At 63.8% G+C, this 25,510-nt stretch carries 17 protein-coding genes and 1 pseudogene; 2 read left to right on the forward strand and 16 right to left on the reverse strand.

Annotated elements, in window-relative coordinates:
- Positions 1-25: 25 nt before the first annotated feature.
- Positions 26-1,792 (reverse strand): AIPR family protein, encoded by a 1,767-nt coding sequence (locus GTK09_RS12005; protein ID WP_163463396.1) that lies wholly within the window; start codon positions 1,790-1,792, stop codon positions 26-28.
- A gap of 161 nt (positions 1,793-1,953) precedes the next feature.
- On the reverse strand, positions 1,954-2,142 hold the full coding sequence (locus tag GTK09_RS12010; protein WP_163463397.1) for a helix-turn-helix domain-containing protein: 189 nt from the start codon (positions 2,140-2,142) through the stop codon (positions 1,954-1,956).
- A gap of 1,229 nt (positions 2,143-3,371) precedes the next feature.
- Between GTK09_RS12010 and GTK09_RS12015 the strand changes: the two genes are divergently transcribed.
- Positions 3,372-4,316, forward strand: a complete 945-nt coding sequence (locus tag GTK09_RS12015; protein ID WP_163463398.1) for a glutaminase — start codon at positions 3,372-3,374, stop codon at positions 4,314-4,316.
- A gap of 41 nt (positions 4,317-4,357) precedes the next feature.
- Here the strand turns inward: GTK09_RS12015 and GTK09_RS12020 are convergent, their stop codons facing one another.
- The 14 genes and pseudogenes from GTK09_RS12020 to GTK09_RS12085 all read right to left on the reverse strand — a co-directional run bounded on the left by GTK09_RS12020 (position 4,358) and on the right by GTK09_RS12085 (position 24,782).
- On the reverse strand, positions 4,358-4,780 hold the full coding sequence (locus tag GTK09_RS12020; protein WP_163463399.1) for a hypothetical protein: 423 nt from the start codon (positions 4,778-4,780) through the stop codon (positions 4,358-4,360).
- Between the two features lie 101 nt (positions 4,781-4,881).
- Positions 4,882-5,577 (reverse strand): DUF502 domain-containing protein, encoded by a 696-nt coding sequence (locus GTK09_RS12025; RefSeq protein WP_163463400.1) that lies wholly within the window; start codon positions 5,575-5,577, stop codon positions 4,882-4,884.
- A gap of 143 nt (positions 5,578-5,720) precedes the next feature.
- Complete coding sequence (gene glmS, locus GTK09_RS12030; RefSeq protein ID WP_163463401.1) at positions 5,721-7,547, reverse strand: glutamine--fructose-6-phosphate transaminase (isomerizing); 1,827 nt, start codon at positions 7,545-7,547, stop codon at positions 5,721-5,723.
- Positions 7,548-7,727: 180 nt separating this feature from the next.
- Complete coding sequence (gene glmU, locus GTK09_RS12035) at positions 7,728-9,092, reverse strand: bifunctional UDP-N-acetylglucosamine diphosphorylase/glucosamine-1-phosphate N-acetyltransferase GlmU (protein WP_163463402.1); 1,365 nt, start codon at positions 9,090-9,092, stop codon at positions 7,728-7,730.
- A 189-nt stretch (positions 9,093-9,281) separates the two neighbouring features.
- On the reverse strand, positions 9,282-9,944 hold the full coding sequence (locus GTK09_RS12040) for a cytochrome c biogenesis CcdA family protein (protein WP_376767998.1): 663 nt from the start codon (positions 9,942-9,944) through the stop codon (positions 9,282-9,284).
- A gap of 422 nt (positions 9,945-10,366) precedes the next feature.
- Complete coding sequence (locus tag GTK09_RS12045) at positions 10,367-13,237, reverse strand: valine--tRNA ligase (RefSeq protein ID WP_163463404.1); 2,871 nt, start codon at positions 13,235-13,237, stop codon at positions 10,367-10,369.
- Positions 13,238-13,371: 134 nt separating this feature from the next.
- Positions 13,372-13,575, reverse strand: a pseudogene (locus tag GTK09_RS28245) (PopZ family protein); the annotation flags it as partial.
- A 987-nt stretch (positions 13,576-14,562) separates the two neighbouring features.
- Complete coding sequence (locus GTK09_RS12055; protein WP_163463463.1) at positions 14,563-15,939, reverse strand: TolC family outer membrane protein; 1,377 nt, start codon at positions 15,937-15,939, stop codon at positions 14,563-14,565.
- A gap of 242 nt (positions 15,940-16,181) precedes the next feature.
- Positions 16,182-16,835 carry a protein-L-isoaspartate O-methyltransferase family protein gene (locus GTK09_RS12060; RefSeq protein ID WP_163463406.1) on the reverse strand — a complete coding sequence of 218 codons (654 nt, stop codon included), beginning with the start codon at positions 16,833-16,835 and terminating at the stop codon, positions 16,182-16,184.
- Between the two features lie 137 nt (positions 16,836-16,972).
- A complete protein-coding gene (locus GTK09_RS12065; protein WP_163463407.1) occupies positions 16,973-18,313 on the reverse strand; it encodes a dicarboxylate/amino acid:cation symporter in 1,341 nt (446 codons plus the stop codon).
- A gap of 302 nt (positions 18,314-18,615) precedes the next feature.
- Positions 18,616-20,397, reverse strand: coding sequence for a B12-binding domain-containing radical SAM protein (locus GTK09_RS12070; protein WP_163463408.1), 1,782 nt, complete (start codon positions 20,395-20,397; stop codon positions 18,616-18,618).
- A gap of 166 nt (positions 20,398-20,563) precedes the next feature.
- Complete coding sequence (locus tag GTK09_RS12075; protein WP_163463409.1) at positions 20,564-21,970, reverse strand: cytochrome P450; 1,407 nt, start codon at positions 21,968-21,970, stop codon at positions 20,564-20,566.
- Entirely contained in the window at positions 21,967-23,190 is a 1,224-nt protein-coding gene (locus GTK09_RS12080; protein ID WP_163463410.1) for a hypothetical protein, read from the reverse strand. Before GTK09_RS12080 ends, GTK09_RS12075 begins: the two co-directional genes overlap by 4 nt.
- Positions 23,191-23,408: 218 nt before the next feature.
- Complete coding sequence (locus GTK09_RS12085; protein WP_246217862.1) at positions 23,409-24,782, reverse strand: cation:proton antiporter domain-containing protein; 1,374 nt, start codon at positions 24,780-24,782, stop codon at positions 23,409-23,411.
- 277 nt (positions 24,783-25,059) lie between these two features.
- On the opposite strand from GTK09_RS12085, the gene GTK09_RS12090 reads away from it, so the two are divergent.
- Positions 25,060-25,506, forward strand: a complete 447-nt coding sequence (locus GTK09_RS12090) for a DUF4112 domain-containing protein (RefSeq protein ID WP_163463411.1) — start codon at positions 25,060-25,062, stop codon at positions 25,504-25,506.
- Positions 25,507-25,510 lie beyond the last annotated feature (4 nt).

The raw sequence follows: 25,510 nt of genomic DNA on the forward strand, positions 1-25,510 counted from the left end.
TGCGAAAGTGGGAGTTGGCCAACTCCTATTTTTGCTTAGACATTAGATTTTGTTTGAATTGGACTGCGAAGGTCTCCGATCGGATCGTATCCCGGATTCTTTCTTGGCTAGACACACTCATTTCCAACAAACGTTCCTGAACGACGCCAACCACTGAGGTCACAGCCGACTTTAGCCGATCCTCGTCCTTGCACAACGAGATAAAAGACGTTGCAAGCGTGGTAAGCTTTCCTTTCTTCATCGTAAGCGTGTTTTCGCCTTCCGAAAGCTTGAGCCCAATGCCCGCTAAAATGTAATATCGAAAGGTTTTATAACCATTATCAATTCGTTGATTTCTCCAGAGAAACTCCAAGCGATAATAAAGATATGCAACAGCGTGATATATCCTAACATCCTGATCATCCAAAAATATTACCTTATCGTATTCAGAGAGAATACCTCGATAATCACGAGCCGCCCTCTGAGGCTGAAACAATAAACAAGCAGCAACAGCCTTCATTAAAACTGACGGCTGCATTATCCTTGTTCGCTCGATGTCTTGATTCCGATACTGATTATCCCGTCTTTCAAAATATATTATTTCTTCCGCATCAAGACTTCTACAGTATTCCTCAAAGTTTTTCATAAATGGGCGGAGTGCCCAAAACTGTTCGTCGCGCACCGGATTTTGACGATTAGCTCCGACAATAATAGATGAAACAAACTCATCGTCCTTGGAGCCGATTAAGCGCAATGGAACTTGAATAGAACCCGTCAACTCTTGATTTTCTTTTGGATCACCCGCTTCATTGCCATAAACTAGATCAAAAATAATATTGCTTGTCTGACACCCGTTTACTATCTGAAAATCCTCAAGCTTGAATCGATCTCCAGTCCGGTCGATGTTCTTAGAAACGACCGTGATTCCATTATTTCGGAACACAAATTCCGCCCCACCGCCCGATTGAACACTCTCCTTAATAGAGATATTAATTTTTGATTTTGCGTCATAATCTCGAATATTATCAAAAAAAACAGATTTATTAATCTTTACGGTATCATCGTCCGTATCCTTCACAACATACAGTGCTAGAAGGTTTTTTGCGTCGATATATCCGATATACGCCTCTTCTACATGCTCATTCGATGGCATCACGACGTTCCTCGGGAAATCGATCTCCACCTCTACCGCAGTGGTCGCGGCACGGTACCAACGCTGCAGATCGCGAGCTCCCACCATCTCGATAACGATGCTATTTGTATCGAAAATATTCTGCTCTTCCAATTGACCCCGGAAGGCCGTTCGCAATTTCTCAATCCTCGATGGCTCTTCATAGTTCCCAGTCGCAACATAGAAACAACTGATCTTTGGGTTTCTTTTGCCTACTCCGCGCTCATATATTTCATGCATCGCGCCTATCAAATCGTCGACGGTGTCACTCTCGCCGATTAAACTCTCGTCAAAAAACCCCGTTATTGCATCAAAAAACTTGGAAATATCTCCGTAGTCATAGCTAGTGCTCGTTTTCGCTTGAAAGAATATAAACTCGATTATAGGATTATTAATAGACTCAAGTTTTTCTTTTGCCTCTTGTCGATTTATTACAGACTCGCCCTGAATTAAAATAGCAATACCATCAACCCCAAACTCATCACCCTCAAGATGCACGTCATAGGGATCAATATTCTCGCCTAGGAGGCCGCTTAACACAGAGAATACGCTGTATATCTCGAATTGCTTTTCCAGCGAGTAAATTTCGATGGAATGCGCCTTGGCAAATTCTCGGAGTTGCGCACGAATGACGGGATTCAAATTAAGACTCACCGTTAGAGCTGACCACTGGCATACTTGTAGGATGATTCTCGAATTACATCCAGTAGCTGTTAAGAGATGCGACGTCGTGTAAGACCTTACTCAGGGTCGAGCCGTCACCCCCCCCAGACCATCCTAAACGAGACCAATCATCGTCAGCCTCAAGCGTCCGGCTTCCTCCGCCGCTGCGCCCAGTTGTGGAGCGTCGCGGACAACACCTGAAGGAGCGCGGCGAAGTCGGCCTGGCTGGCAGCAAGCCGGGCGCGCGTCGCCTTCAGCTTGGCGGCAGTGTCGAGCGGCGCGGCGGGGAAGTCGAGCCAATCCGGGTTGTCGTCGCCGGTATGATCCATAGCGCTTCACCTCGCCTTCGTTCGCCTTGCGGACCGAGATCACGCGAAGACCACCGGCGCTCACGGAATAGGCGCAGGCGGTGAGCTTCCTCCCCCTGATCCGAGTTGACGAAGCAGCCCGACAAACGGCCAAGGGGTTGCCTGCCGGCGATGTCCCGCACGTTTCGCCTCGACTGTCCCGTGGAAGAACAGGCGCCGTCAACAGCGCCACGTCATCCTCGGCCCGAAGGGTCGGGGATCCATGCCTCACCGCTTCAGGAGCAGTCCGGTTGCGGGCGAAAGCACTCCAGGCGCCGCTACGATGCGGGACCCGGTCCGGCATGGATCCCCGTGCTCGCGCACGAGGATGACGAAGCGGGGAAGACGAAGCCCGGGTCTGCCCGGTCTCGGCTTGTAAAACGCCGCCCTGATAGGCCCTGGCGCCAGATCACATTCTCTTGACCGCCCGACTTATCCCCACCCCCCATCCCCCCGCACACAATCCCCTCGCCGTCTTCCCGAGGGACACGAATGATCGCCGGGATCGTTCGGGAAGGCGGGCGGTGTCCGCGGTGCGAAATCCTTCCGGAGGATCGTCGCATCCCGGACGGGCCCTGGCTCCGCCGACCCCTCGCGTAATACGGCGCGGGTGCGGATCGGTCCGCTTGAGGTCGCCGTGCTGAAAAGGCGCGGCGGGTGAAGCGTCGGCAGCCGGCCGGACGCATTCGAGGTCGACGCTCCCGTGAGAGCGAAGCGCCGGACAGGATGCGCGAGGCTGAAGGGCCCGCAAAGACACCGCGCGGAACGCCGGAGGCGGGCCGTAACAATTGAATATTCGGAGGGCTCGCCTCCGGCGTTTCGCTGTCCGCCCCCCGGGTGGACGGCGACAGGATCGGTCCTCTCCTTCGGGAGGGGGCGCATCGCATGGCAAAAGCCGGGGCGCATCGCGCCGCCGGGGGTTTTGGCGCGGGATGTGTGCCGCTGGGTCGTGCGCCGCGCCGAGGCACCCCCCTCTGCCCTGCCGGGCATCTCCTCCACAAAGGGGGGAGATCAGGCGGCGTCAGTGGGGGCGCGAGCCGTCGACCACGATGTCGAAACGTCTGCGATTGGCCGCAGCGGCGGCGCCCGGTCGATCTCCCCCCTTGTGGGGGAGATGCCCGGCAGGGCAGAGGGGGGTAAGCGCCGCGTCACCCTCGCCGGACAAAGGCCGTCGACTCAACGCCCCGCACCGACACGAAGGGACATCGCCCATGCCCGACCTCGAAACCGTCGTCGCCGAGATCGCCGCCGAGATGGCCGCGCGCCCCGATCGCGGGCAGGTGGCGACCTATATCCCCGAACTCGGGCGGATCGATCCGAACCAGTTCGCCATCGCCGTGGCGCTGAAGGACGGCAGCACCGTCTGCGGCGGCGATTGCGGCAAGTATTTCTCGATCCAGAGCGTTTCGAAGGTCTTCACACTTACCCTCGCGCTGGGTCTGGCAGGCGACCGCCTGTGGAACCGGGTCGGGCGCGAGCCGTCGGGGAGCCGGTTCAACTCGATCGTCCAGTTGGAGCAGGAGCGCGGCATCCCGCGCAACCCCTTCATCAACGCCGGCGCCATCGCCGTCACCGACATGATCCTTTCCGGCCACCAGCCCCGCGAGGCGCTCGGCGAGATCCTGCGCTTCCTGCAGTTCCTCGCCGACGACGACGGCGTCTACATCGACCGGGCGGTGGCGGCGTCGGAGGAGCGCACCGGCTTCAACAACCGGGCGCTGGCGAATTTCATGAAGGGCTTCGGCGTCATCGAGAACACGGTGGAATACGTTCTCGGCGTCTATTTCCACCACTGCGCCATCGCCATGACGGCCCGCCAGTTGGCGAAGGCCGGCAGCTTCCTCGCCCATCAAGGCCGAAACCCGGCCACCGGTCATTCGGTGGTGACGGCCGAGCGGGCCCGGCGGATCAACGCCATCATGCTCACCTGCGGCCACTATGACGGCTCGGGGGAGTTCGCCTACCGGGTCGGCCTGCCCGGCAAGAGCGGCGTCGGCGGCGCCATTCTGGCGGTGGTTCCGGACAAGGCCAGCGTCGCTGTCTGGTCGCCGGGGCTGGATGCGGCCGGCAACTCCCATCTCGGGCGGATCGCGCTGGAAATGCTCACCACGCGCATGGGCTGGTCGATCTTCGGCGCGCCGGCCGGAACTGGATGACTTGCTTGTCGGGGAATCCCGCGCATGACCCGCCGACTGAGCTATTCGAAACTTCGCCCGTTCCAGCGAACAGTGCCGCCACCGCCGCCATGGGCACTGAGGAAGATCGCAGGGATGCGTCCGGACCGGACTTCTACATTGGCTCCCAGCATCTCGTGGACCTTCACGAGAAGGTCTCCGCGGCGGATGTAGAACAGTACCGAACAGACCTGCATGCCGCAGAAGCCGCTCCGCCCCCGGCCGCAACTGATCGCCTCATGGGAAATGATGAGATCCGCGCGGCCGTCGCCGTTCAGGTCGCGTTCGATGACACCCGACGGGTCGATGGAGCCGCCTCCGGTCTCGCAGGCGTCCGCGATCTGCTGCTTCACCAGCCATTGTGCGGCCTTGGACCGAGCCAAGGCTTCCGACACGGCGAAAGCGGAAAGGAGAGCGAGTGCGGCAATGAGCAGGATGCGAAACATCGGCGGCGTCCGAAGGGACAGAACGTGATCTCACCCAGTCATAACTCTGAATTGCATCGATGGCCACTATCGCGCAGCAGAATCGACCGAGCAAGCGGCACTCATTCCGCCGCCTCGATCTCCCGTTCGCGGCTCTGGCGCGCCGACACGATCTTCGCCGCCTCGTCGAGCGTGAGCTTGCCGCTGGGCTCGTCCGGGCTGACGAGGCCGGAGGAGACGACGAGCTTCAGGGCGTTCTCGATGCTCATGTCGAGGATCCGCAGGTCCTTGCGCGGCACGAACAGAAGGAAGCCCGAGGTCGGATTGGGCGCCGGCGGCAGGAAGACGGCGATCATGTCGTCGGATTCGTCGGCCAGCACCTTGGCGATTTCCCCCCGCGCATCGGTCGCGACGAGGACGACGCACCAGACCCCCTTGCGCGGATATTCCATCAAGGCGGCGGTCTTGAAGGAGGTGGACCGGTCGGCGAGCACCGTCTCGAAGATCTGCTTCAGCGCCATGTAGACCGTGCGCACCAGCGGCGTGCGGGAGAGCAGCCGCTCGCCCCAGCCGATGACGGTGCGGCCGATGATGTTGGCGGTCAAAAAGCCGATCAGGGTGATCAGGATCAGCGCGACGATCAGGCCGAAGCCGGGGATGGCGAAGGGCAGATAGGCGTCCGGCCAGTAGCGGGCGGGAATATAGGGCTTCACCCAGCTGTCGACCCAGCCCATGAAGGACCAGGTGATCCAGGCGGTGATCGCCAGCGGCGCGCAGACGATGAAGCCCGTCAGGAAGTAGTTTCTGAGCCGCATCATGGGCGTCGTCACCTCTCGGTCCGCCGCGAACCGAGGGCGGCGATCTCAACCGGACGGGAATCGTCGAGACGAATCATCGTTCCGCAAAAGTGGGAAAGCAAGGCGTCTTTCGCAATCGCAGCATAGCCGACGGGCGATGACGATCATTCGACAGTGACGGATTTCGCCAGATTGCGCGGCTGGTCGACGTCGGTGCCCATCTGGATCGCCGTGTGATAGGCCAGAAGCTGCAGCGGGATGGCGTAGACGATCGGCGTCAGGATCTCCGGCATGTCCGGCAGGACGATCAGTTCGGCGCCGTCGACGATGCCGCTGGCAGCGCCCTTGGCGTCGGTGAAGAGGACGATCTCGCCGCCCCGCGCGGCGACCTCCTGGACGTTCGAGGCGGTCTTTTCGAAGCTGCGGTCATGGGGCGCGATGACGACCACCGGCATGGTCTCGTCGATCAGCGCGATCGGCCCGTGCTTCAATTCGCCGGCGGCATAGCCCTCGGCGTGGATATAGCTGATTTCCTTGAGCTTCAGCGCGCCTTCCAGCGCCAGCGGATAGGAGAAGCCGCGGCCGAGGAAGAGCGCGTGCTTCTTCGTCGCCATCTTGCGCGACAGCGCCTCGATCGCCCCCTCCAGCCGGATCGCCTCGTTGGCGAGCCGCGGCGCTTCGGCGAGGATGCGGGTGAACTCGATCTCGCGCTCCGGCAAGATCACGCCGCGATCGACGCCGGCCTTGATGGCGAGGGCCGCCAGCGCCATCAGCTGGCAGGTGAAGGCCTTGGTGGAAGCGACGCCGATCTCCGGCCCGGCGAGCGTCGGGAAGACGTGATCCGCCTCCCGGGCGATGGTCGATTCCTCGACATTGACGATCGCCGCCGTCGCCAGCCCCTCGCCTTTGGCATAGCGCAGCGAGGCGAGCGTATCGGCGGTCTCGCCCGACTGCGAGACGAAAAGCGCCAGATCGACGTCTGCGAGCGGACTTTCGCGGTAGCGGAACTCCGAGGCGACGTCGAGATCGCAGGGGATGCGGGCGTAGCGCTCGAAATAATACCGGCCGACCAAAGCGGCGTAGAAACCGGTGCCGCAGGCCGACAGCGCGATGCGCCGGACCTTGGAGAAATCGATCGCCTGGTCCTTCGGCAGGCGCGTCCGGCCGGTGGTCATGTCGACGAAGGCGCCGAGCGTGTGGGAGAGGACCTCCGGCTGCTCGTAGATCTCCTTCTGCATGAAGTGGCGATGGTTGCCCTTGTCGACATAGAAGGCCTTGCCGCCGGCCCGTTTCACCGCCCGCGTCACCTCGGCGCCGTGCTGGTCGAAGATGGTGATGCGGCCATGTTCGAGAACGGCGAGGTCGCCCTCTTCGAGATAGCGCACCGTGTCGGTGAAGGGCGACAGGGCGATGCCGTCGGAGCCAAGGAACATCTCGCCCTCGCCCTCGCCGACGGCAAGCGGGCTGCCGCGCCGTGCGCCGATCAGGAGTTCTTCTTCGCCGTCGAAGAGGAAGGCGAGCGAGAACGCCCCTTCGAGCCTCGCGAGCACGACCTGCACCGCCTCCTTCGGCGGCAGTCCCCGTTCGAGCTCGCGGGTGACGAGATGGGCGACGATCTCGGTGTCGGTCTGGCTTTCGAAGACGGCGCCTTCGGTTTCCAGTTCGGCCTTCAGTTCCCGGTAGTTCTCGATGATGCCGTTGTGGACGAGCGCCAGTCGCTTGGTCGCATGGGGATGAGCGTTGGCGACGCTCGGCACGCCGTGGGTCGCCCAGCGGGTGTGGCCGATGCCGATGGTGCCGTCGAGCTGCTGCTCGCCGACCAGCGTCGCAAGGTTCGACAGCTTGCCCTCGGCGCGGCGGCGGGTCAGCCGGCCGTTTTCCAGCGTTGCGACGCCGGCGGAATCATAGCCGCGATATTCCAGCCGCTTCAGGGCGTCGACCAGGCGGTCCGCGACCGGCTTCCGGCTGATGATCCCGACGATACCGCACATGGTGAGACCCCGCTCGACCGGCCGACCGCATCGGCCTCGTGAAAACCCGAAAATTCCGCGTGGCGCGGGCAGGATGGCGCTTTACGGCGCGACTTGCCACCGGCCCTCGCGCCACACCGCCGCTCGGCTCCCGTCTATCCGAAGATAAGCCCGCGCGGGATAACGATTGGTGACGGCTTGTTACGCCTTGATCGCCTTTTGGGCCTTTGCGGCGCGGTTGCGCTCGGCGATCGCGGTCCCGCGCCCATCCTTGTTGACCTGGCGCTCGCGGGCGATGGCGAGAGCGCCCGCCGGCACGTCTTCGGTGATGACGCTTCCCGTTCCGACATAGGCGCCGTCGCCGACGCTGACCGGGGCGACGAGGGCGGTGTCCGAGCCGATGAAGGCATCGGCGCCAATGACCGTCCTGTGCTTCAGCGCGCCGTCATAGTTGCAGGTGATGGTGCCGGCGCCGACATTCGTCCGCGCGCCGATCTCGGCGTCGCCGATATAGCTGAGATGATTGAGCTTGGCGTCCTCGCCGAGCCGGGCGTTCTTGGTCTCGCAGAAATTGCCGACCTTGGAGCCCTCTTCGAGCACCGTGCCTTCGCGCAGTCGGGCAAAGGGGCCGACGGAAACCTCCGGGGAGATCTTCGCGCCGACGATATGGGAAAAGGCATGGATGACGGCGCCCTCGCCGACGGTGACACCCGGCCCGAAGACGACGTTCGGCTCGATGACGACGTCGCGGCCGAGCACGGTGTCGTGGGAGAAGGTCACCGAGGCCGGGTCGATCAGCGTGACGCCCTCCTCGATCATCGCGCGCCGCCGCCGCAAGGACTGCCACGTCGCCTCGACGGCGGCGAGTTCGGCGCGGTTGTTGACACCCGCGACCTCGAAGGCTTCCGCCTCGATGGCGCGGACCTTGAGGCCCTCGCGCCGGGCGATCTCGACGGCGTCGGTGAGGTAGTATTCGCCCTTGGCGTTGTCGTTGCCGATCTGGTCGAGGATCGCCAGGGCCTTCTCGCCGGACAGCGCCATGACGCCGGCATTGCAGAAGTCGATGGCCTTCTCGGCCTCGCTGGCGTCCTTGTCCTCGCGGATCGCCAGGAGTTCGCCGTCGCGTTCCAAGAGCCGGCCATAGCCGGATGGATTCTCCGGCCGGAAGCCGATGACGCAGATGTCGGTGCCGGCGATCAGCGAGGCGCGGGCGCGGGCGAGCGTTTCCGGCCGGATCAGCGGCGTGTCGGCAAAGAGGACGAGGATGTCGTCGGTGCCCACCTCGATCGCGGCGCGGGCGGCGAGGACCGCATGGGCGGTGCCGAACCGCTCTTCCTGGACGAAATGCTCGGCATCCTGCCGGTCCTTGCGAACCGCCGCGATCACCGCCTCGCTGTCCTTGCCGGAGACGACGGCGATGCGATCGGAGCCGGCCTTCGCCGCCGCGGCGACGACATGGCGCACCATGGCGAGCCCCGCCACCTCGTGCAGCACCTTGGCGCGGGCGGATTTCATCCGCGTCCCCTCGCCCGCGGCGAGAACGATCGACAGGCAGCGTCTAGCCATGGACAGCCTCTGAACACTTCACCGAGGATTATCGGCGGCGCTTAGACCGAGATGGCTTTTCTTCGAATCGCCATCCCACTCTAACTCTTTGCTCCGCATGATCTTTTCCGAGAGCCGGCAACCACCTCTCGGGATCATGCTCTAGCATGAAATCCGGCGAAAACGCGAGCAGAGCCGCGCGTTATGGTTTCACCCGATGGTCTGGAGCGCCGGGAAGGTCTCGAGCAGCCAGAACGACATGTCCTGCATGCCGCCGGTGAGAAACAACACGCCGGTGACGACGAGCAGCCCGCCCGTCGCCTTCTCGACCATGCCGAGATGCCGGCGAAAGCCGCTCAGCCAGCGCAGGAAGACGCCGGAAAAGGCGGCAGCGAGGATGAAGGGGATGCCGAGGCCGGCGGAATAGAAAGCCAGCATGACGGCGCCCTCCTCCACCGTGCCCCGGGAGCCGGCAAGGCCGAGGATCGCACCCAGCACCGGCCCGATGCAGGGCGTCCAGCCGAAGGCGAAGGCGAGCCCCATCAGATAGGCGCCGAGAAGGCTCCTCGGCCGATCCGGCGCCTGCAGCCGCGCCTCGCGGGAGAGAAACGACAGCTTGAAGACGCCGAGAAAGTTCAGCCCCATCACGATGATGGCGATGCCGGCGACGATGCCCAGCCAGTCGAGATTTTGCCTCAGGAACAGGCCGATCGAACTCGCCCCGGCGCCGAGCGCCACGAAGACGGTGGAAAAGCCGAGAACGAAGATCACCGAGGAACCGATCAGTCGGGCATAGCCGGTGGTGGCGACGGCCGGGCCGGACTTCAGATCGTCGGCCGAAACCCCCGCCATGTAGCAGAGATAGGGCGGCACGAGCGGCAGGACGCAGGGGGAGAGGAAGGACAGTGCTCCGCCAAGGACTGCTGTCGGATAGGAAAGATCTGCGACCAATGTTTCGCGCCTTCTTGGATCGGCTCGTCCTCAAGCCGTCTTTAGACTCTTCAACTGAGAGCGTCGCGCCGAGGCACCCCCCTCTGCCCTGCCGGGCATCTCCCCCACAAGGGGGGAGATCAGGCCGTCATCGGCCGGGGCGCCCGGAATTGCCGCTCCCTGCCGTTATATGCGTCGTCGACGGACTATCTGCCCGACGTCGAAACTGGCGCCAAACGATCTCCCTCCTTGTGGGGGAGATGCCCGAAGGGCAGAGGGGGGTGCCCCGCCGGCCTCGAAAACATTGTTCGCCAATTACCAGCCGCCGTTACACGCCGACGTCCGAGAGGCGCCCCTCCGATCGATCACCCCAAGCTCGCCAGCGCCGCCCCCAGCTTCTCCGCCTCCTGCCGATAGCCCTCGCGCTTTTCGCGCTCCTGCTCGACGATCTCCTCCGGCGCATTGGCGACGAAGCGCTCGTTCGACAGCTTCTTGTCGATGCGGGCGATCTCGTCCTCGGCCTTTTTCTTCGCCTTGGTCAGCCGGGCGCGCTCCGCCGCGACGTCGATCATGCCGGCAAGTGGAAGCGCGAAGGTGACACCCGCGACGACCACCTGCGCCGCCTGGGCCGGGGCGGAGGCGGCCGTCGAGACGTCTCCGAGCCGGGCCAGCCGGCGCAGTTGCAGGTCGTTGCGCTTCAGCCGCGCCGCCGTCTCCTCGTCCGGATCGACGGCGACGAGGGCCGCCTCGGCGCCGGGCGGGACGTTCATCTCGGCCCGTACCGAACGGATCTCCGAAACCAGCGCGACCAGCCAGTTGATGTCGCTCGCCGCCTGCGGATCGGCAAAGTCGAGCCGCGGCCAGGCGGTGTGGCAGAGGAGCGTCTCGCGGCCGCCCTCGCCGGCCGTCACCTGCCAGAGCTCCTCGGTGATAAACGGCATGAACGGGTGGAGCAGCGCGAAGACCCGGTCGAGCACGTGGCCGGTGACAAGGCGAACCTCGTCGGCGGTGGCCTTGTCCTCGCCGCCGAGCGTCGGCTTGGAAAGCTCCACGTACCAGTCGCAGAAGAGGTTCCAGACGAAGCGGTAGATGGCGCTCGCGGCATCGTTGAAGCGATAGCCGGCCAGCGCCTCGTCGGTTTCGGCGACGGTGCGGGACAGCTCGGTGACGATCCAGCGGTTCAGCGGCAGGCTCAAGGATTCCGGATCGAGCGTCCCGCCATGCACGGCGCCGTTCATCTCGGCGAAGCGCGTGGCATTCCAAAGCTTGGTCCCAAAGTTGCGGTAGCCGGCGATGCGCTGCGGGTCAAGCTTCACGTCGCGGCCCTGCGCCGCCATGATGGCGAGGGTGAAGCGCAGGGCATCGGCGCCGTATTCGTCGATCAGGTCGAGCGGATCGATGACGTTGCCCTTCGACTTCGACATCTTGGCCCCGTCCTTGTCGCGGACGAGGGCGTGGACATAGACCGTCTCGAACGGCTCCTTGTCCATGAATTCGAGGCCCATCATCATCATCCGGGCGACCCAGAAGAAGATGATGTCGAAGCCGGTCACCAGCGCCGAGGTGGGATAGTAGGTCGAGAGCTCCTTCGTCTCGTCCGGCCAGCCGAGGGTAGAGAACGGCCACAGCGCCGAGGAGAACCAGGTGTCGAGAACGTCCTCGTCGCGGTGCAGGAAGCCGTCGCGCTTGGCGGGATCGGCCGCCATCTCGCGGGCTTCCTCGTCGGTGATCGTCTCGTTCACGACATAATGCGAGAGCGCGGCGGCGACCGCCTCCTCCTCGCTCTTCTCGACGAAAACCGAGCCGTCCGGCCCGTACCAGGCGGGAATGCGGTGGCCCCACCAGAGTTGGCGCGAGATGCACCAGGGCTCGATGTTCTCCATCCACTGGTAATAGGTCTTCGACCAGTTCTCGGGGACGAATTTCGTCCGCCCCTCGCGCACGGCCGCGATCGCCGGCTCGGCGAGCGTCTTGGCGTCGGCGAACCACTGGTCGGTCAGCATCGGCTCGACGACGACGCCGGAGCGGTCCCCGAAGGGCTGCATGATCGTCTTGTCCTCGACGGCGATCATCAGGCCTTCGGCGTCGATCTCGGCGACGACCTTTTCGCGCGCCGCAAAGCGGTCGAGGCCGCGATACTCGTCCGGCACGAGGTTGATGTCGTCGACGACAGACGCATCCGGCGTCTCGCCGGATGCGACGATCTCCGCCGCCCTAGCCGCCGCCTCTGCATAGGGATCGCCGTCGGCACGCATGGCCGCCTTCTCGTCCATCAGCCGGTAGCAGGGAATGTCGTTCCGCCGCGCCACCTGATAGTCGTTGAAGTCGTGCGCACCGGTGATCTTCACCGCGCCGGAGCCGAAATTCATGTCGGGATATTCGTCGGTGATGATCGGGATCTGCCGACGGTGTTCCTTCGGTCCGACGGGGATCTCGCAGAGCTTGCCGACGATCGGCGCGTAGCGCTCGTCGTCCGGATGGACCGCCACGGCACCGTCGCCGAGCATCGTCTCCGGCCGGGTCGTGGCGATGGAGATGTAGTCCCGCGTCTCGCGCAGGATCTCGTTCCCGTCGGCGTCCTTTTCGACGTATTCGTAGGTCTCGCCGCCGGCCAGCGGGTATTTGAAATGCCACATGTGGCCGGCGGTCTCGCGGTTCTCCACCTCGAGGTCGGAGATCGCGGTCTCGAATTTCGGATCCCAGTTGACAAGCCGCTTGTCCTTGTAGATCAGGCCCTTGCGGTAGAGCTCGACGAACACGTGCAGGACGGCCTTCGACAGGCCCTCGTCCATGGTGAAGCGCTCGCGCGACCAGTCGCAGGAGGCGCCGAGCCGGCGAAGCTGGCCGAGGATCGTGCCGCCGCTCTCGCCCTTCCATTGCCAGACGCGGTCGATGAAGGCCTCGCGGCCGAGTTGGCGGCGGGTGACGTTTTCGCCCGACGCAGCCATCTGCCGCTCGACGATCATCTGCGTTGCGATGCCGGCGTGGTCGAGGCCGGGCTGCCAGAGGACGTTGCGCCCGCGCATCCGCTGGACGCGGATCAAGATGTCTTGAAGCGTGTTGTTGAGCGCATGCCCCATGTGGAGCGAGCCGGTGACGTTGGGCGGCGGGATGACGATCGAATAGGGCTCCGCCCCTTCCTTGGCTCCGGCGCCGGCCTTGAAGGCATCGGCGTCTTCCCAGCGGGCGGCGATCCGCGGCTCGATCGCGGCCGCGTCATAGGTCTTGTCGATCATCGGATGTCCAGAAAGCGTTTCTCGCGTCGCCCTCCGGTTAGCCACCGGAACTCGTGCCTGTCAACGCGAAGCGGGGCGCCGCGCGTTTCCGCGACCGCCCCGCAAGCCTTCAAAAGTTTCGTCGGATCAGCCGATCAGCGGGCGTTGCCGCGGGCGATCCGCTCGATCTCCTCGCGCACGAGGTTTTCGACGAGCCGCGGCAGATTTTCGTCCAGCCACTCCTGCAGCATCGGCCGAACCACTTCGCGCACGACCTGATCGGCGTCGCGAAGATGCTCGTCGCGGATCGCAGCGGCGAGATCGGAGAAGGACGCGGCGACCCGCTCGCCGGATTCGCGGGAAACGAGGGCATGGGCGACTTGGATCTCATCCTCGAGCGGCGCGGCGACGACCGGCTCGGCTTCCGTGGCCGGCTCCGGATCGAAACTCGACCGAAAATGCGCTGCCGGTGTCGCGTCTTCCGGGTCCTCTCCGTCGAGCGCATCCGCGGCGACTTCGGCGTGTTCTTCTCCGACGATCGCGCCACGAAGCAATTCGTCGGCGAAGCCCTTCTCGTCGAATTCCTCGACGAACATTTCGGCCGCGACCTCGACATAACGGTCGTTGGCGGCAATCGCCTGGGGCCATTCCGGCATTTCGGCCTCGGATCCGGCTGCCTGGCGACGGATGGTGCGGGGCGCGTTGGCGGAAACCCGCGAGGCGTCCGAAACGGCGTTGGACGAGGCTGCATCATCATGGACCGGCTGCTCGCCCGCCGTGGCGAGCTGCTCCGCGCGACGCCGGGCCTGGGCGATGTCGTCGGCCCTGGGTGTCGTCTCGCGCTGCGGCTGAGCCGCGGAAACGCCCCCGATTGCCGGTTCCGCCGGAGCTCCGGCGATTGCTCGCACCGCATTCCCGCCGGTTGCGGAAGTGCGTCCGAGACGCTCGTCTCCTGTCTCGATGATACGGCGGATCGAGGCGAGGATTTCGTCCATCGACTGGTCTCGGGCCGGCAGCGCGTTGCTCATGAAAGGCTCCCGCAGGTTTGGCGACGATCCGTTGGTATCGCCCGAATCATGCGCGAAGCCTATGTCCTTCATCCGGCGGCGTGAATCCCACGACGCTCCACCAGCGACAGTTTCACCAGATTTTCAGATTCATCTGCCCCGACGGCGAGTCGTGCGACCTTGAAGAGGGCAGACGGGATCATTCACCCTCTGCGCCGGTCGCGCGACGTTTCGAAGCCCGCGGCCGGAAAACTGCAAGCGAAGATCCGCCGACGTCGCCGTCGTCACCACAGTCCCTGCCGTCGGCCCGGCGACAGGGCGCGGAAAGTCCGATGCCCCTCAGCGGCCATCCGGCGTGCGCAGGCCGAACCACTTGTCCTCGACCTCGATGTAGTGATCGTTCGGCTCGTATTTCGTCGCCGCGAGCTTCAGCGTGTCGAGCGACAGAAGCCCGACCGAGGAAAGCAGAGTGTAGGCCGCGACCACCTCGTCGCGCTGCGAACCGACGAGCAGGATCTGCGCCGAGATCAGGTCGGCCTGGGAATCGAGCACGTCGAGCGTCGTGCGCTGGCCGACATTGCGCTCCTCGATGACGCCTTCGAGCGCCAGGCGGGCGGCGCGAACCTGCGCCTCGTAACCGGTGATGTTCGCCTTGGCCGCCTCGAGCTGCGCCCAGGAGGACGCCACCGCGGCCCGGACCTGATCGCGGGTACCATCGACCTCGATGCGCCGCTGACCGAGCGTCTCCTTGTACTGGCGAACGAGGGAACTCGCCGCACCACCCTGATAGATCGGAATGGTGATCTGGGCGCCGACCGTCGCGGAAACCTCGTTTTGGGTAATGACGTCAGGTCTGCCAGCCGAAGTGTTCACGCCCGGCAGATCGCCGCCGCCGGTATCGCTCATAGAGTACTGATTGGCCACTTCGCCGGACACGGTGACCTGCGGCAGGAACGCGCCCTCTGCGACTTTGACCTGATAGGCCGCCGCGTCGACAGAAGAGAGCGTCGCCAAAATCGCCGGATGCTGACGCTGGGACATCGTATAGGCCGTAGCCACCGAACGTGGCAGCAACCGCGAAGGCGCATTCGCCGGTGCAAGATTGCTTGGGGCGTCCCCGATATCGTTGAAATACGCGGCTTCGCTCTGGGCCACCGCAGAAAGAGCGCTGTTGAGAAGCGCGGTCGCCAGGGCCTGCTGCGATTCGGCCTGTGCGACGTCGGTGCGCGTACCCTCGCCGACGTCGAACCGCGCCCGCGCGGCCCGCACTTGCTCGCTGAGGAAATTGAGGTTCTGGCGCCGAAGATCCGCGATCTTCCGATCCCGAATGACGTTCATGTAGTCGGTGACGGCGTTGAGCAGCGTATTCTGCGTCGTGTTCAAAAGGTTGAACTGGGCGGCTTTCACCTGCGCCTTTGCCGACCGGACGCTGTTGGGGGTCTGGAAGCCGTCGAAGATCGTCTGGTTGATCTGGACTCCTGCCCTTGACGATAGGAGCTCAGAATTTGCCGGCGAGATACCGTCACCGGACGTTGTCCGGCTGCGCGAGGCATTGAGGGAAGCGACACCGGAAACCCTTGGCCTCAGGCCTGCCTTCGCCTGGGGAACCGTCTCGTCCGTCGCCCGAAGCTGCGCGCGCGCCGCATTGAGATCCTGGTTGTTCGAATAGGCCTTGGCGAGAGCTCCCGACAAGGTTTCGGCGCTAACGTCGGGCATCGCTGCGAGCGTTACGGACGCCGACAGGAGCGCGAGGAGGGTAAACTTCTTCAGCACCAATCTGTACTCCGGGCTGGAACGCGATCCGGTCCGGGCCGCGACATCGTCATGACGATGAGTGGGCGCAGAACCGCCTGGCCAAAGCTAATAGCCCAACCAATGAATGAACTCGTCTCACATTGAGGCAACAGCGCCGGTTTTCCGCCGACCGGGGCAAATCTGCAACGCACCGTCTCAAATGTTCAGAAAACGAATTCCGCCTTCCGGCGGAAGCTCGGCAGCGGCTTGATCGAGCAGTTGAATGCGAATCGCTCCGAAACCACGCCCTCGTCGTCCTTGACGTAGAGCAGCGCCTCGGCGGAATTGCCCGAGCCCCGGACGACGACCATCCGGCCGCCGGACTTCATCTGGTCGAAGAACGTCGTCGGCAGGGTTTCGACCGAGCCTTGGAAGATGATCACGTCGTAGGGAGCTTCGGCCGGGCAACCCTCGACGAGGGCGTTTTCGACGACGGCGCAGGTGACGTAGTCGAGCCGGGCGAGATTGTCGGTCGCCGCGGCGGCAAGGGCCGGGTCCTCTTCAAGCGCGACCACCGAACCGGCGAGATGCGAGATGATCGCCGAGGAATAGCCGGTGGTGCAGCCGACATCGAGGACGACGTCGTCCTTGTCGATGGCGGCCAGTTGCAGAAGCTTCGCGAGCGGCGAGGTCTCCATCACGTAGCGCCCGTCGCCGAGCGGCACGTCGTCGTCGACATAGGCGAGCGGACGGCGCGAAGCCGGCAGGAATTCCTCGCGCGGGACCTCGAGAAAGGCCCTCAGGATCGCGTGGCTGGTGACATCGGTCGTCCTGATCTGATTGTCGACCATCCTGGTGCGGGCCGTTTCGAAATCCATCGCCGACATCCTGCTCTCGTCCATCCGCTGATGCGCCGCGGCGCGAGAGTTCCATAGTCGCGCGGCCGAACCGGCGCAAGCTTGGACGGCGCCGGAGCTCCGGCTGAAAATAACAGCCGGCCCAGCGGGACCGTCGCCTATTCGGCCGGTTGCGGACGGGGGTGCGGCCGCGCCGCGCCGGCGAGACGCTCTTCAGCCGCCGGGTCGATCTCCAGATCGCGCTCGCTTTCGATGCCGGCATTCGGATCGCCGAACACCGCCGGGTCGAACTCGCCTTCCAGCTTGGCGACGATCGTTGAGACCACCGCGTCGCCGGTAATGTTCACCGCCGTGCGGATCATGTCCATCAACCGGTCGACGCCGAGAATGAGGGCGATGCCTTCGATCGGCAGGCCGACCTGGTTGAGCACCATCGTCAGCATCACGAGCCCGACGCCGGGAACGCCCGCCGTGCCGATCGAGGCGAGGACGGCCATGGCGATGACCATGAGATAGCCGCTGATGCCGAGTTCGATCCCATAGACATTGGCGAGGAAGACGGTGGCGACCCCTTGCATGATCGCCGTGCCGTCCATGTTGATCGTCGCGCCGAAGGGGATGGTGAAGGAGGCGACGGAGTTCTTCACGCCGATGCGCTCGGTGATGCATTGCAGCGTGACGGGAATGGTGGCGTTCGAGCTGGCGGTCGAGAAGGCGAAGATCTGCGCCGAGCGCATCTTTTTCATGAAGGTGAGCGGATTGAGGCCGGTCGTCAGCTTCAGGAGGATCATCAGCGTCACGAAGAGATGCAGGAACAGGGCGCCGACGAGGGTTCCGACATAGGCCAGCACCGGCACGAACAGGTCGATCCCCTGCTCGGCGAAGGTCTTGGCGATCAGGCAGAAGACGCCGTAGGGCGCGAAGGCCATGACGATCGAGACGATCTTCATCATCACTTCGTTCATGTATTCGCAGGCGCGGACGAAGGAGGCCGACTGGTCCCCCAGCATCACGACGGCGACGCCGAGAATGATCGTGTAGAAGATGATCTGCAGCATCTCGCCGGACGCGAATGCCTGGATCGGATTGGTCGGGACGATGTTGGCGAAAACCTCCCACACCGACGGCGCCTCCTTGGCAGTGATGCCGCTGGCGTCGATGCCCTGCATCTCGAAGCCCTGCCCCGGGCCGATCACCAGCGCGAGCAGGATCGCCGTGGCGATCGCGACGGCGGTGGTGAAGATGTAGAGCCCGAACGACTTGGTGCCGACGCGGCCGAGGACTCGGATGTCGCCGATCCCCGCGACACCGCAGACCAGCGAGAAGAAGACCAGCGGCACGACCAGCATCTTCAACGCATTGACGAACATCGTGCCGATCATGGCGAAGAAGCCGCCGACGACGACGTCGCTGACGAAGGCGTTGTCGAGCGTGTTGATCGCAGCACCGACGACGACGCCGGCAAGCATTCCGATCAGGATCTTCATGGTGAGAGACATGCGGGGGCGTCCTTTCCGCGATGAAACGACCGGAGATTCACGGTCGCTTGGACAATCGCAGCGGAACGCCGAAACCTCGACAGAAGAATCCATCCAAGCAAAGGACGAACGGGAAAACCTGCCCCGCTGCACAAACGAAAGGCATGCGCTTCAATTGAGCTATCGTGCTAGGCTTTTGTTTTCACGTCAACTCTGTTTCGAACCGCCGTGACAACGCCGCGGCAGGAATAGCCGGAGCGGCGCACCGTGCAACGAGAACTCCCGGTGATCCGAGCGGAACGTTGCGAAGACCGGACTTCGTTTCAGGCCGCCTCGACCTTCTTCGTCCTCGCATCTCGGATCACTGTTTCCTGTCGGCGCATGCGAGCGATTTCCGCCGACGTCCCGCGCGTTTCGGAATAGAGCGCCAAGTTCAATTCGTCGGCATCCGGCGGGGTGATGGCCAGATCGCGGTACTCCGCCGCGGCGGGATCGGCCCAGATCCGGTCGGCCATCCGCTTCATCCGAAGATAGTCCCGGAACATCAGGACGACTGCCCGCGCCTCCGTGAAGGCGTAGCGGGCGTAGAAGGTCAGTGGGTTCTCGGGCTCCATGCCGTGGCGGCGATCTCGCCGCGACTTGATCCGCATGTAGCCGCCTTCGAGCGGATGGCAGCCATAGACCATGTAGTAGTTGCGATAGCCGAGGATGCGGAAGAGCAGCATCATCTTGCGGGTCGAGCCCATTGCCCGCATGCGCTTCATGATCGTCTCGATGTGATCCCAGGAATAGAACCGCCCCCAGACCTCCGAATAGACCTGGTCCCACTCCTCATCCGACATCTTCTCGTGATGGGTGACTCGGTGGTTGAGGTCGTATTTGTTGAGGTCGGGGTCCATCCAGACGCCCTGCTTGAAGAGCCTCTGATGGTCCTCGCTGCCGGGAAGCGGCGTCAGGTTGGTGAAGTAGATGAGGTCGATCGGCAGCTCGCGCTTGATGACGTCGACGTCGTGGAGGATCGATTCGCGCGTGTCGTTCGCAAAGCCGATGATGTAGCCGACCGTGATCATCACCGAGCGTTTCTTCCATTCGAGAAACATCTCGCGATATTCGATGATCTTGTTCTGGTTCTTCTTCACGGCGATGAGGTTGTCGGGATTGATGTTTTCCATCCCGACGAAGACCTGGTCGACGCCGGCGCGCACCGCCTTGTCGATGAAGCCCGGGATCTTGTGGCAGCGCGTGTCCACCTGGATCTGCATGCGGATCTTGATCCCGTCCGTCTCCTGAAGGTGGATCAGCCGGTCGAAGAAGGCTTCCCAGTTGCGGTTGCGGGCGAGGTTGTCGTCGGTGACGAAGAACAGGTCGACACCGATCGCCCAGTTGGCGCGGACGATCTTTTCCAGATCGTCTGCCGAGCGGAAGCGGCTGACGCGGCCCTGGACGTTGATGATCGTGCAGAAGGAGCACTGGAACGGGCAGCCTCTGCCGATGTCGAAGCTCGAATAAAGGCCAAAGGTCTTCTCCACCTGCGCCCGGTCGAGGAACGGGATTTCCGAGCCTTCGAGGTTCGGCAGTTCGGCGTCGTGGCGGTAATAGGGCTGGAGCTTGCCGGCCTGGGCATCGCGCAGCACCTGATCGAGGCGGCCGCCCTCGGCCTCGCCGACGAACATCGAGATGCCCATGCGGCTCGCATCCTCGATCTCCGGCGGAACGTCGTCGAGCATGGCGAGGGAGCCCGCGACGTGAAAACCGCCGAGGCAGACCGGAATGCCGGCCGCAAGGAACGGGCGGGCGAGATCGACGGCGCGGGGAAACTGGTTGGACTGGACGCCGACGAGGGCGAGCATGCCCCTGCCGCCGTCCGCCTTGATCATTTCGATGATCTTCTTCGGCCTGATCCTAGTATTCGTCTCGTCAATCGTGTGGATCACGACCTTCGCGTCGCCGAGGACTTTGCGGCGGATGCAGTCCTGGGCAATGCCGTTGAGACAGGCGAGCGAATTGGCCGGGATGGTGGAGCGGCGCCACTGCAGCGGATAGCCATCGTCATCGTAGTGGGTCGGCTTGACGAAAAAGAGATGGAACGTCTCCGCTTCGGCCATCTGTTCTCCCTTGCGGCTGAAAGCCAAACCCCAGTGAATGATCTTTCGCTTGTGCGAAGATCATGTTGGAATTTGGGAGATTCCGCAAGGGATCCGGCTTTTCTGCGAAGTCGATCGGTCAGGCGATGGATTTCGTCTTCAAAATCATTGTCTTTCGCAACAATTATCAGCCGATCTTATCGACGAAGAGGCGGATACCGTTCTCCGAACGCACCGTCAGTCGCGACACCGGCTGGGGCTCGTGGCCGGGGACCGGGCGCAGCTCGAACCGCCGCATGATCTCGGCCAGCACCAGCGTCGCCTCCTGCATGGCGAAGGCCGCCCCGACGCACACCCGGGCCCCCATCGAGAACGGCATGTAGGCGGTGCGCTGGGCCTCGCGGGTTTCGGGAAGGGTGAAACGCTCCGGCTGGAAATCGTTCGGGTTCTGCCAATACTCCGTGTGCCGATGCATCAGCCAGATCGGCACGACGACCGGCGATCCGGTCGGAACGTCATGTTCCAGCAGCTTTTCCGGCTTTTGCGTATCACGCGACAGATAGGCGATCGGCGGGTAGAGCCGCAGCACCTCGCGGAAGATGTCGCGGGTCTTTTCCAGCCGCTTCATGTCGGAAAATTCCGGCTTCCGGTCGCCGAGGACGGCTTTCGCTTCGGCGTTGAGTTCCGCCTGCACGTCCCTGCGGTTGGCAAGGCAATAGAGCGCCCAGGCGAGACCCGCCGCAGATGTCTCGTGGCCGGCGAGGAAGAGCATGGCGATCTGGTCGAGCAGCTCCTCGCCCTCGAACTTCGTTTTGGTGACGGGGTCCTCGGCGGTCATCAGCACCGACAGGATGTCGTTCGTCGGCACCGCCCGCCCCTCGCGCACGGCCTTGAGCCGCCGCTGCAGCGGGCCGTTCAGGACGTCGCGGATCTCTTTCGCCATCTTGCGCGCCCGGCGGTTCGACCACAGCCAGTGGATCGGCACGCCGACGAGGCCGATCATGCCTTGGGCGAAGGCGATCGCCTGGAACTCGTCGAAGGCGGAGAAAATGCGCCTGGCGTCCTCGGCCGACATCGGTTCGGAAAAAATCGTGCGGAAGATGACGTCGCCGGCGAAATGGGTCATTTCGGCGTCGATCGCGACCTCCTGCCCCGTGCCCGCCTGAGCTTCGAGGCGGGCGATGCTGGCATCCGAGGCGTCGCGCATCAGCGGGAAGACGTTCTTGATGCCGGCGTGATTGAAGGCCTGGTCGACGATGCGCCGGTGGCGCTCCCATTCCTTGCCGTTGGAGACGAAGATGGAATAGCCGGAGAGCTTCTTCATCATCCGCTCCATGAGCTTGCCCTTGGGAAACTCGCGGAACCGCTTGATCAGGATGTCGCGGATCACCTCCGGATCGCGGACGTTGTAGAGGGTGCGCCGCCTCATCAGCGGGATCTTCGGGATCGGATGGCGGCTGACGCCGATGAAGCCGTAGCTGCCCTTCAGGAACAGCCCGAGGCTCGAGCGCAGGTGGCCCCTGATCCGTTCGAGCGGCTTGGCCGGATGGGTATCCTGGGCCGATGGCAGGACGGGGCGAAAGTCTTCGCTCATGGGGATGCGACACTCGTTTCGATCGGGCGCGGCCGGGTGACGAGTTCGAAATAGTCGAAGCCGTGGCCGCGCTCGGAGGGTTTCAGATACTGGAAGTGGAATTCCAGCGGCCGCATGCGGATACGGCGGAAGGTCTCGGGCTCGAGGATATCGTGAAAGTCCGGCTCGCGGGAGATCACCCGCGACCGCCTTTCGCCGAGGTCGATCCCCTCGACGAGCGAAATGCGGCAGCTCGATCCGGGATCGGAGCCGGAGGTCACGTCGAGAAGCCGCAGCCGATCGGTGGTGGCGATCTCGGCGAGATCGCGGCGAAATTCTTCGTCGCCGCCGAGGAGGGTGTAGAGCGGCACCGTGTGGCCGAGGGTCAGGAGCACGGTGTTCGGCCCGTCCTCGCCTTCGGGAATCAGGCGCAGCAGCTGCGCCCCGGCCCGCACCAGGTGAACAGCGCCGAGACTGTGGCCGACGACGAGGATCTCGTCGACTTCACCGGCCTTCCAGACCTCGAACATCCGCCCCGCGAATTCATGCGCCCTGTCCTGGGACCGCTCGAACCGGCCGTCGGCGCAGCCGCGAAGATAGCCGAGAAAGCGCGTCACCCACCAGACGTTCAGCCAGGACTTCAGCCGGTTCCAGCCCATCGACAACATCGCGACAACGAGGAGGACGACGGCGAGCGGCGCGGCGATCGCGACCCAGGGCGGGGCGCCGAGAGCCGTGCCGAGAGCCATGGCGAGCGCGGCGCCGGCCACCACTGCCGCAGCGGCGGCGAGGCCCCACAGGACGAGCAATGCCGGGGTCATCAGGATCGCCACGAACAGCGCCCAGGCCGGCCGGTAGAACCGCCTCAGAATGCCGCGCCGCCATGTCGTCCAGGCAAAGCGGAAGGATTCAATCGCCAGCCTAACCTGCTGGCGGGGAAACCAGTAGCGCCCGACGATGTTCGTCCACGGAAGCATCTCATAGTGCGTCTCGACCCGCGGGCCGGCGGGTGCGCCGCGCGAGGTCACGGTCCAGGCGCCGCGTGCAAGCGCCTCCTCCTCGCTCTCGACGACCGCGATGTCGCGCGACCACCTAGCCGAGGCCGCCGAAAGCCCGGCGCGAAAATGGCCGTGATAGACCGGCGTGCCGCGCGGATCGAACCCATGGATGTAGAAGACGTGCCTGCGGAAGTCGGCGCCTTGCGCGGCAGCGCTTCGCGCCGTCTCCGACGTCTCGGTCATGTCAGGCGATACTCCCCTCGACGGCATGTTGCGGCGGGTCCGCCCTGGCCTGCCACATCGATCTCCGGGCGGACGAACGGCGCAGAACGGCTCCCGCCGGGACCATTCGATCCCTTCCCCGGGGCGATCGCCGCCGGACTATGAACGAGGAGAGCCGATAATCAAGGCCGGGAGCGACGGCAAGCGGGCGGGGCCGCCGGAGGTGCGGCGGAACGGCGTCACTCGCCCGGAACCTTGCCTTCTCCAAATCCCTCCGGCCGGCGCCGCTCCGCGATGCGCTCGGCACGCCTGCGCCGATAGGCTCGGCGGACCGCCCTGCCCCGGACCTTCAGCCAGAAGCCAAAATCCTCGACGTTCTCCACCTGCCCCTCGTAGATCTCGGCGAGGGCCGTGCGGAATTCGCGATAGCCGAAGCGCGCCTCGCCCTCGATCAGATGGATCAGGATCATCCAGGCCGGCGAGACGAGAAGGGTAATTGCCGTCACCGCCAGTGCCAGCCGGTAGACGTCGCCGCCGATCGCCTGGGAGGCATAGGCGGCCGCGGCAAGGACGAAGGAGAACTCGCCGATCTGCGCCATCGAAAGCCCGGCCTCGACGGCCGTCTTGTGCGGCAGGCCGGCGAGCCGGATCAGGACGACGTTGAGGATGGTCTTCGCCAGAATGACGAAGACGGCGGCGATGGCGACGAGCTGCCAGTTGGCGACGATGTATTCGAGATCGATGAGCAGGCCGATCGACAGGAAGAAGACGACGAGCAGGATCGACTGGATCGGCTCGACCACGTGGATGACCGGCGAGCGCAGCGTGGAAGCGCCGACGACGAGCCCGGCGATGAACGCCCCATAGGCCGGCGACAGACCGATCCAGCCCGACATCGAGGCGGCGGCAAAGCAGAAGGCCAGCGAACCGAGGGCGAGGATCTCGACGTTTCCCTCGACAGCCGCGGCAAAGCGCGGCTTCAGCTTGGGCCTCCGGCCGAGATACCACAGGAGACCGGCGAGAACGGCGACGGCGATCGTGATCTTCACGATCAGGCTCGTCCAGGCGATCTCCTCGCTGCCCCCGAGCGACGTCGAGATCAAGAGCATCGGCACGACGGCGATGTCCTGGGCGATGAGGACGCCGACGGCGATCCGGCCGGGCTCGCCGCGAAGCTCGCCGATGTCCTCCAGCATCTTCATGGCGACGACGGTCGACGACAGGGCGATGATGAAGCCGAGGATCAGCGCCTCGGCAAAGGTCGCGTCGGAGATCGCCTTCAGGGTGAAGGTGATCGCCATGGCCGCGGCGAGCTGGCCGCCGGCGATCAGGAGCGCGGGCCGCAACGTTGCGACGAAGGCCTTCAGCGACAGCTCCATGCCGATGAAGAAAAGCAGCATCAGGACGCCCATCTCGGCGAGCACCGTGACGTTCTCGTCGGAGGTGGAGACGAAGCCGAGGGCGTCCGGCCCCAGAAGGACGCCGGCGAGGATGAAGCCGACCAGCGGCGGCTGCTTCAGCCGCATCAGCCCGAGGCCGGCAAGCACGGCGACAAGGATGACGAAGGCGATGACGGTGAGGTCGACGTGGTGTGCGGCAGCCGTCTCTTCCAAGCGGGTCTCCAGTTGGACGATTGGGATCGCCATCACGGGGCAGAACATTGGTCGTGGTTTGGCGAAAGGCAGGGCGCGGCGAATTTTTCCGGCTTCGAAGCCGATTCATTCGGGCGCTCACCGTTACCGATCGGTGCCGCGCCTCCCCGGCTGCCAAGAAATCGGGGCGTTTTTCGAAGACTTGCGGGATCTTTTTCCTGAGATCGCGCTTCACCATATGAAGTTCCGGTGGATCATCCCGCAGTCGTTGCGGGGATGTTCGGGAGATTGACGAGAGATGAGCGCGACTTACGCCGAGACGGACGGCTTGGACCGGACAGAACATCTTCGCCGGCTGCGCCGGGTGGCGAAGGTCGCGCGGCTGATGGACACGGCGATCCGCATTCCCGGCACCGGCATCAGCTTCGGCGGCGATTCGATTGTCGGCCTCGTGCCGGGCATCGGCGACGCGGGCACCGCCATGGTCTCGCTTTGGATCGTCAACGAGGCGCGACGCCTCGGCATGCCGAGCCACAAGCTGGCGAAGATGGTCGGCAATGTCGGGCTCGACTTCGGCCTCGGCGCCGTGCCGCTGGTCGGCGATGTCTTCGACCTGTTCTTCAAGGCCAACCGGAAGAATCTCGCAATCATCCTCGATCATTTCGGCGAGGACGGCCTGATCGACGATCGCGGCGACATCCGCCCGATGAAGGACATCACGCCGAAGGCCAAGACCCGGCGATAGCCGG

The sequence above is a fragment of the Jiella pacifica genome (assembly GCF_010500815.1).
Taxonomy (GTDB): Bacteria; Pseudomonadota; Alphaproteobacteria; order Rhizobiales; family Rhizobiaceae; genus Jiella; species Jiella pacifica.

Coding starts and splice junctions, on each gene's coding strand:
- GTK09_RS12015 (WP_163463398.1), top strand. CDS start 3,372: ATGCCCGACCTCGAAACCGTCGTCGCCGAGATCGCCGCCGAGATGGCC.
- GTK09_RS12055 (WP_163463463.1), bottom strand. CDS start 15,939: ATGCCCGACGTTAGCGCCGAAACCTTGTCGGGAGCTCTCGCCAAGGCC.
- GTK09_RS12075 (WP_163463409.1), bottom strand. CDS start 21,970: ATGAGCGAAGACTTTCGCCCCGTCCTGCCATCGGCCCAGGATACCCAT.
- GTK09_RS12010 (WP_163463397.1), bottom strand. CDS start 2,142: ATGGATCATACCGGCGACGACAACCCGGATTGGCTCGACTTCCCCGCC.
- GTK09_RS12070 (WP_163463408.1), bottom strand. CDS start 20,397: ATGGCCGAAGCGGAGACGTTCCATCTCTTTTTCGTCAAGCCGACCCAC.
- GTK09_RS12080 (WP_163463410.1), bottom strand. CDS start 23,190: ATGACCGAGACGTCGGAGACGGCGCGAAGCGCTGCCGCGCAAGGCGCC.
- GTK09_RS12045 (WP_163463404.1), bottom strand. CDS start 13,237: ATGATCGACAAGACCTATGACGCGGCCGCGATCGAGCCGCGGATCGCC.
- GTK09_RS12090 (WP_163463411.1), top strand. CDS start 25,060: ATGAGCGCGACTTACGCCGAGACGGACGGCTTGGACCGGACAGAACAT.
- GTK09_RS12065 (WP_163463407.1), bottom strand. CDS start 18,313: ATGTCTCTCACCATGAAGATCCTGATCGGAATGCTTGCCGGCGTCGTC.
- glmS (WP_163463401.1), bottom strand. CDS start 7,547: ATGTGCGGTATCGTCGGGATCATCAGCCGGAAGCCGGTCGCGGACCGC.
- glmU (WP_163463402.1), bottom strand. CDS start 9,092: ATGGCTAGACGCTGCCTGTCGATCGTTCTCGCCGCGGGCGAGGGGACG.
- GTK09_RS12060 (WP_163463406.1), bottom strand. CDS start 16,835: ATGGATTTCGAAACGGCCCGCACCAGGATGGTCGACAATCAGATCAGG.
- GTK09_RS12025 (WP_163463400.1), bottom strand. CDS start 5,577: ATGATGCGGCTCAGAAACTACTTCCTGACGGGCTTCATCGTCTGCGCG.
- GTK09_RS12020 (WP_163463399.1), bottom strand. CDS start 4,780: ATGTTTCGCATCCTGCTCATTGCCGCACTCGCTCTCCTTTCCGCTTTC.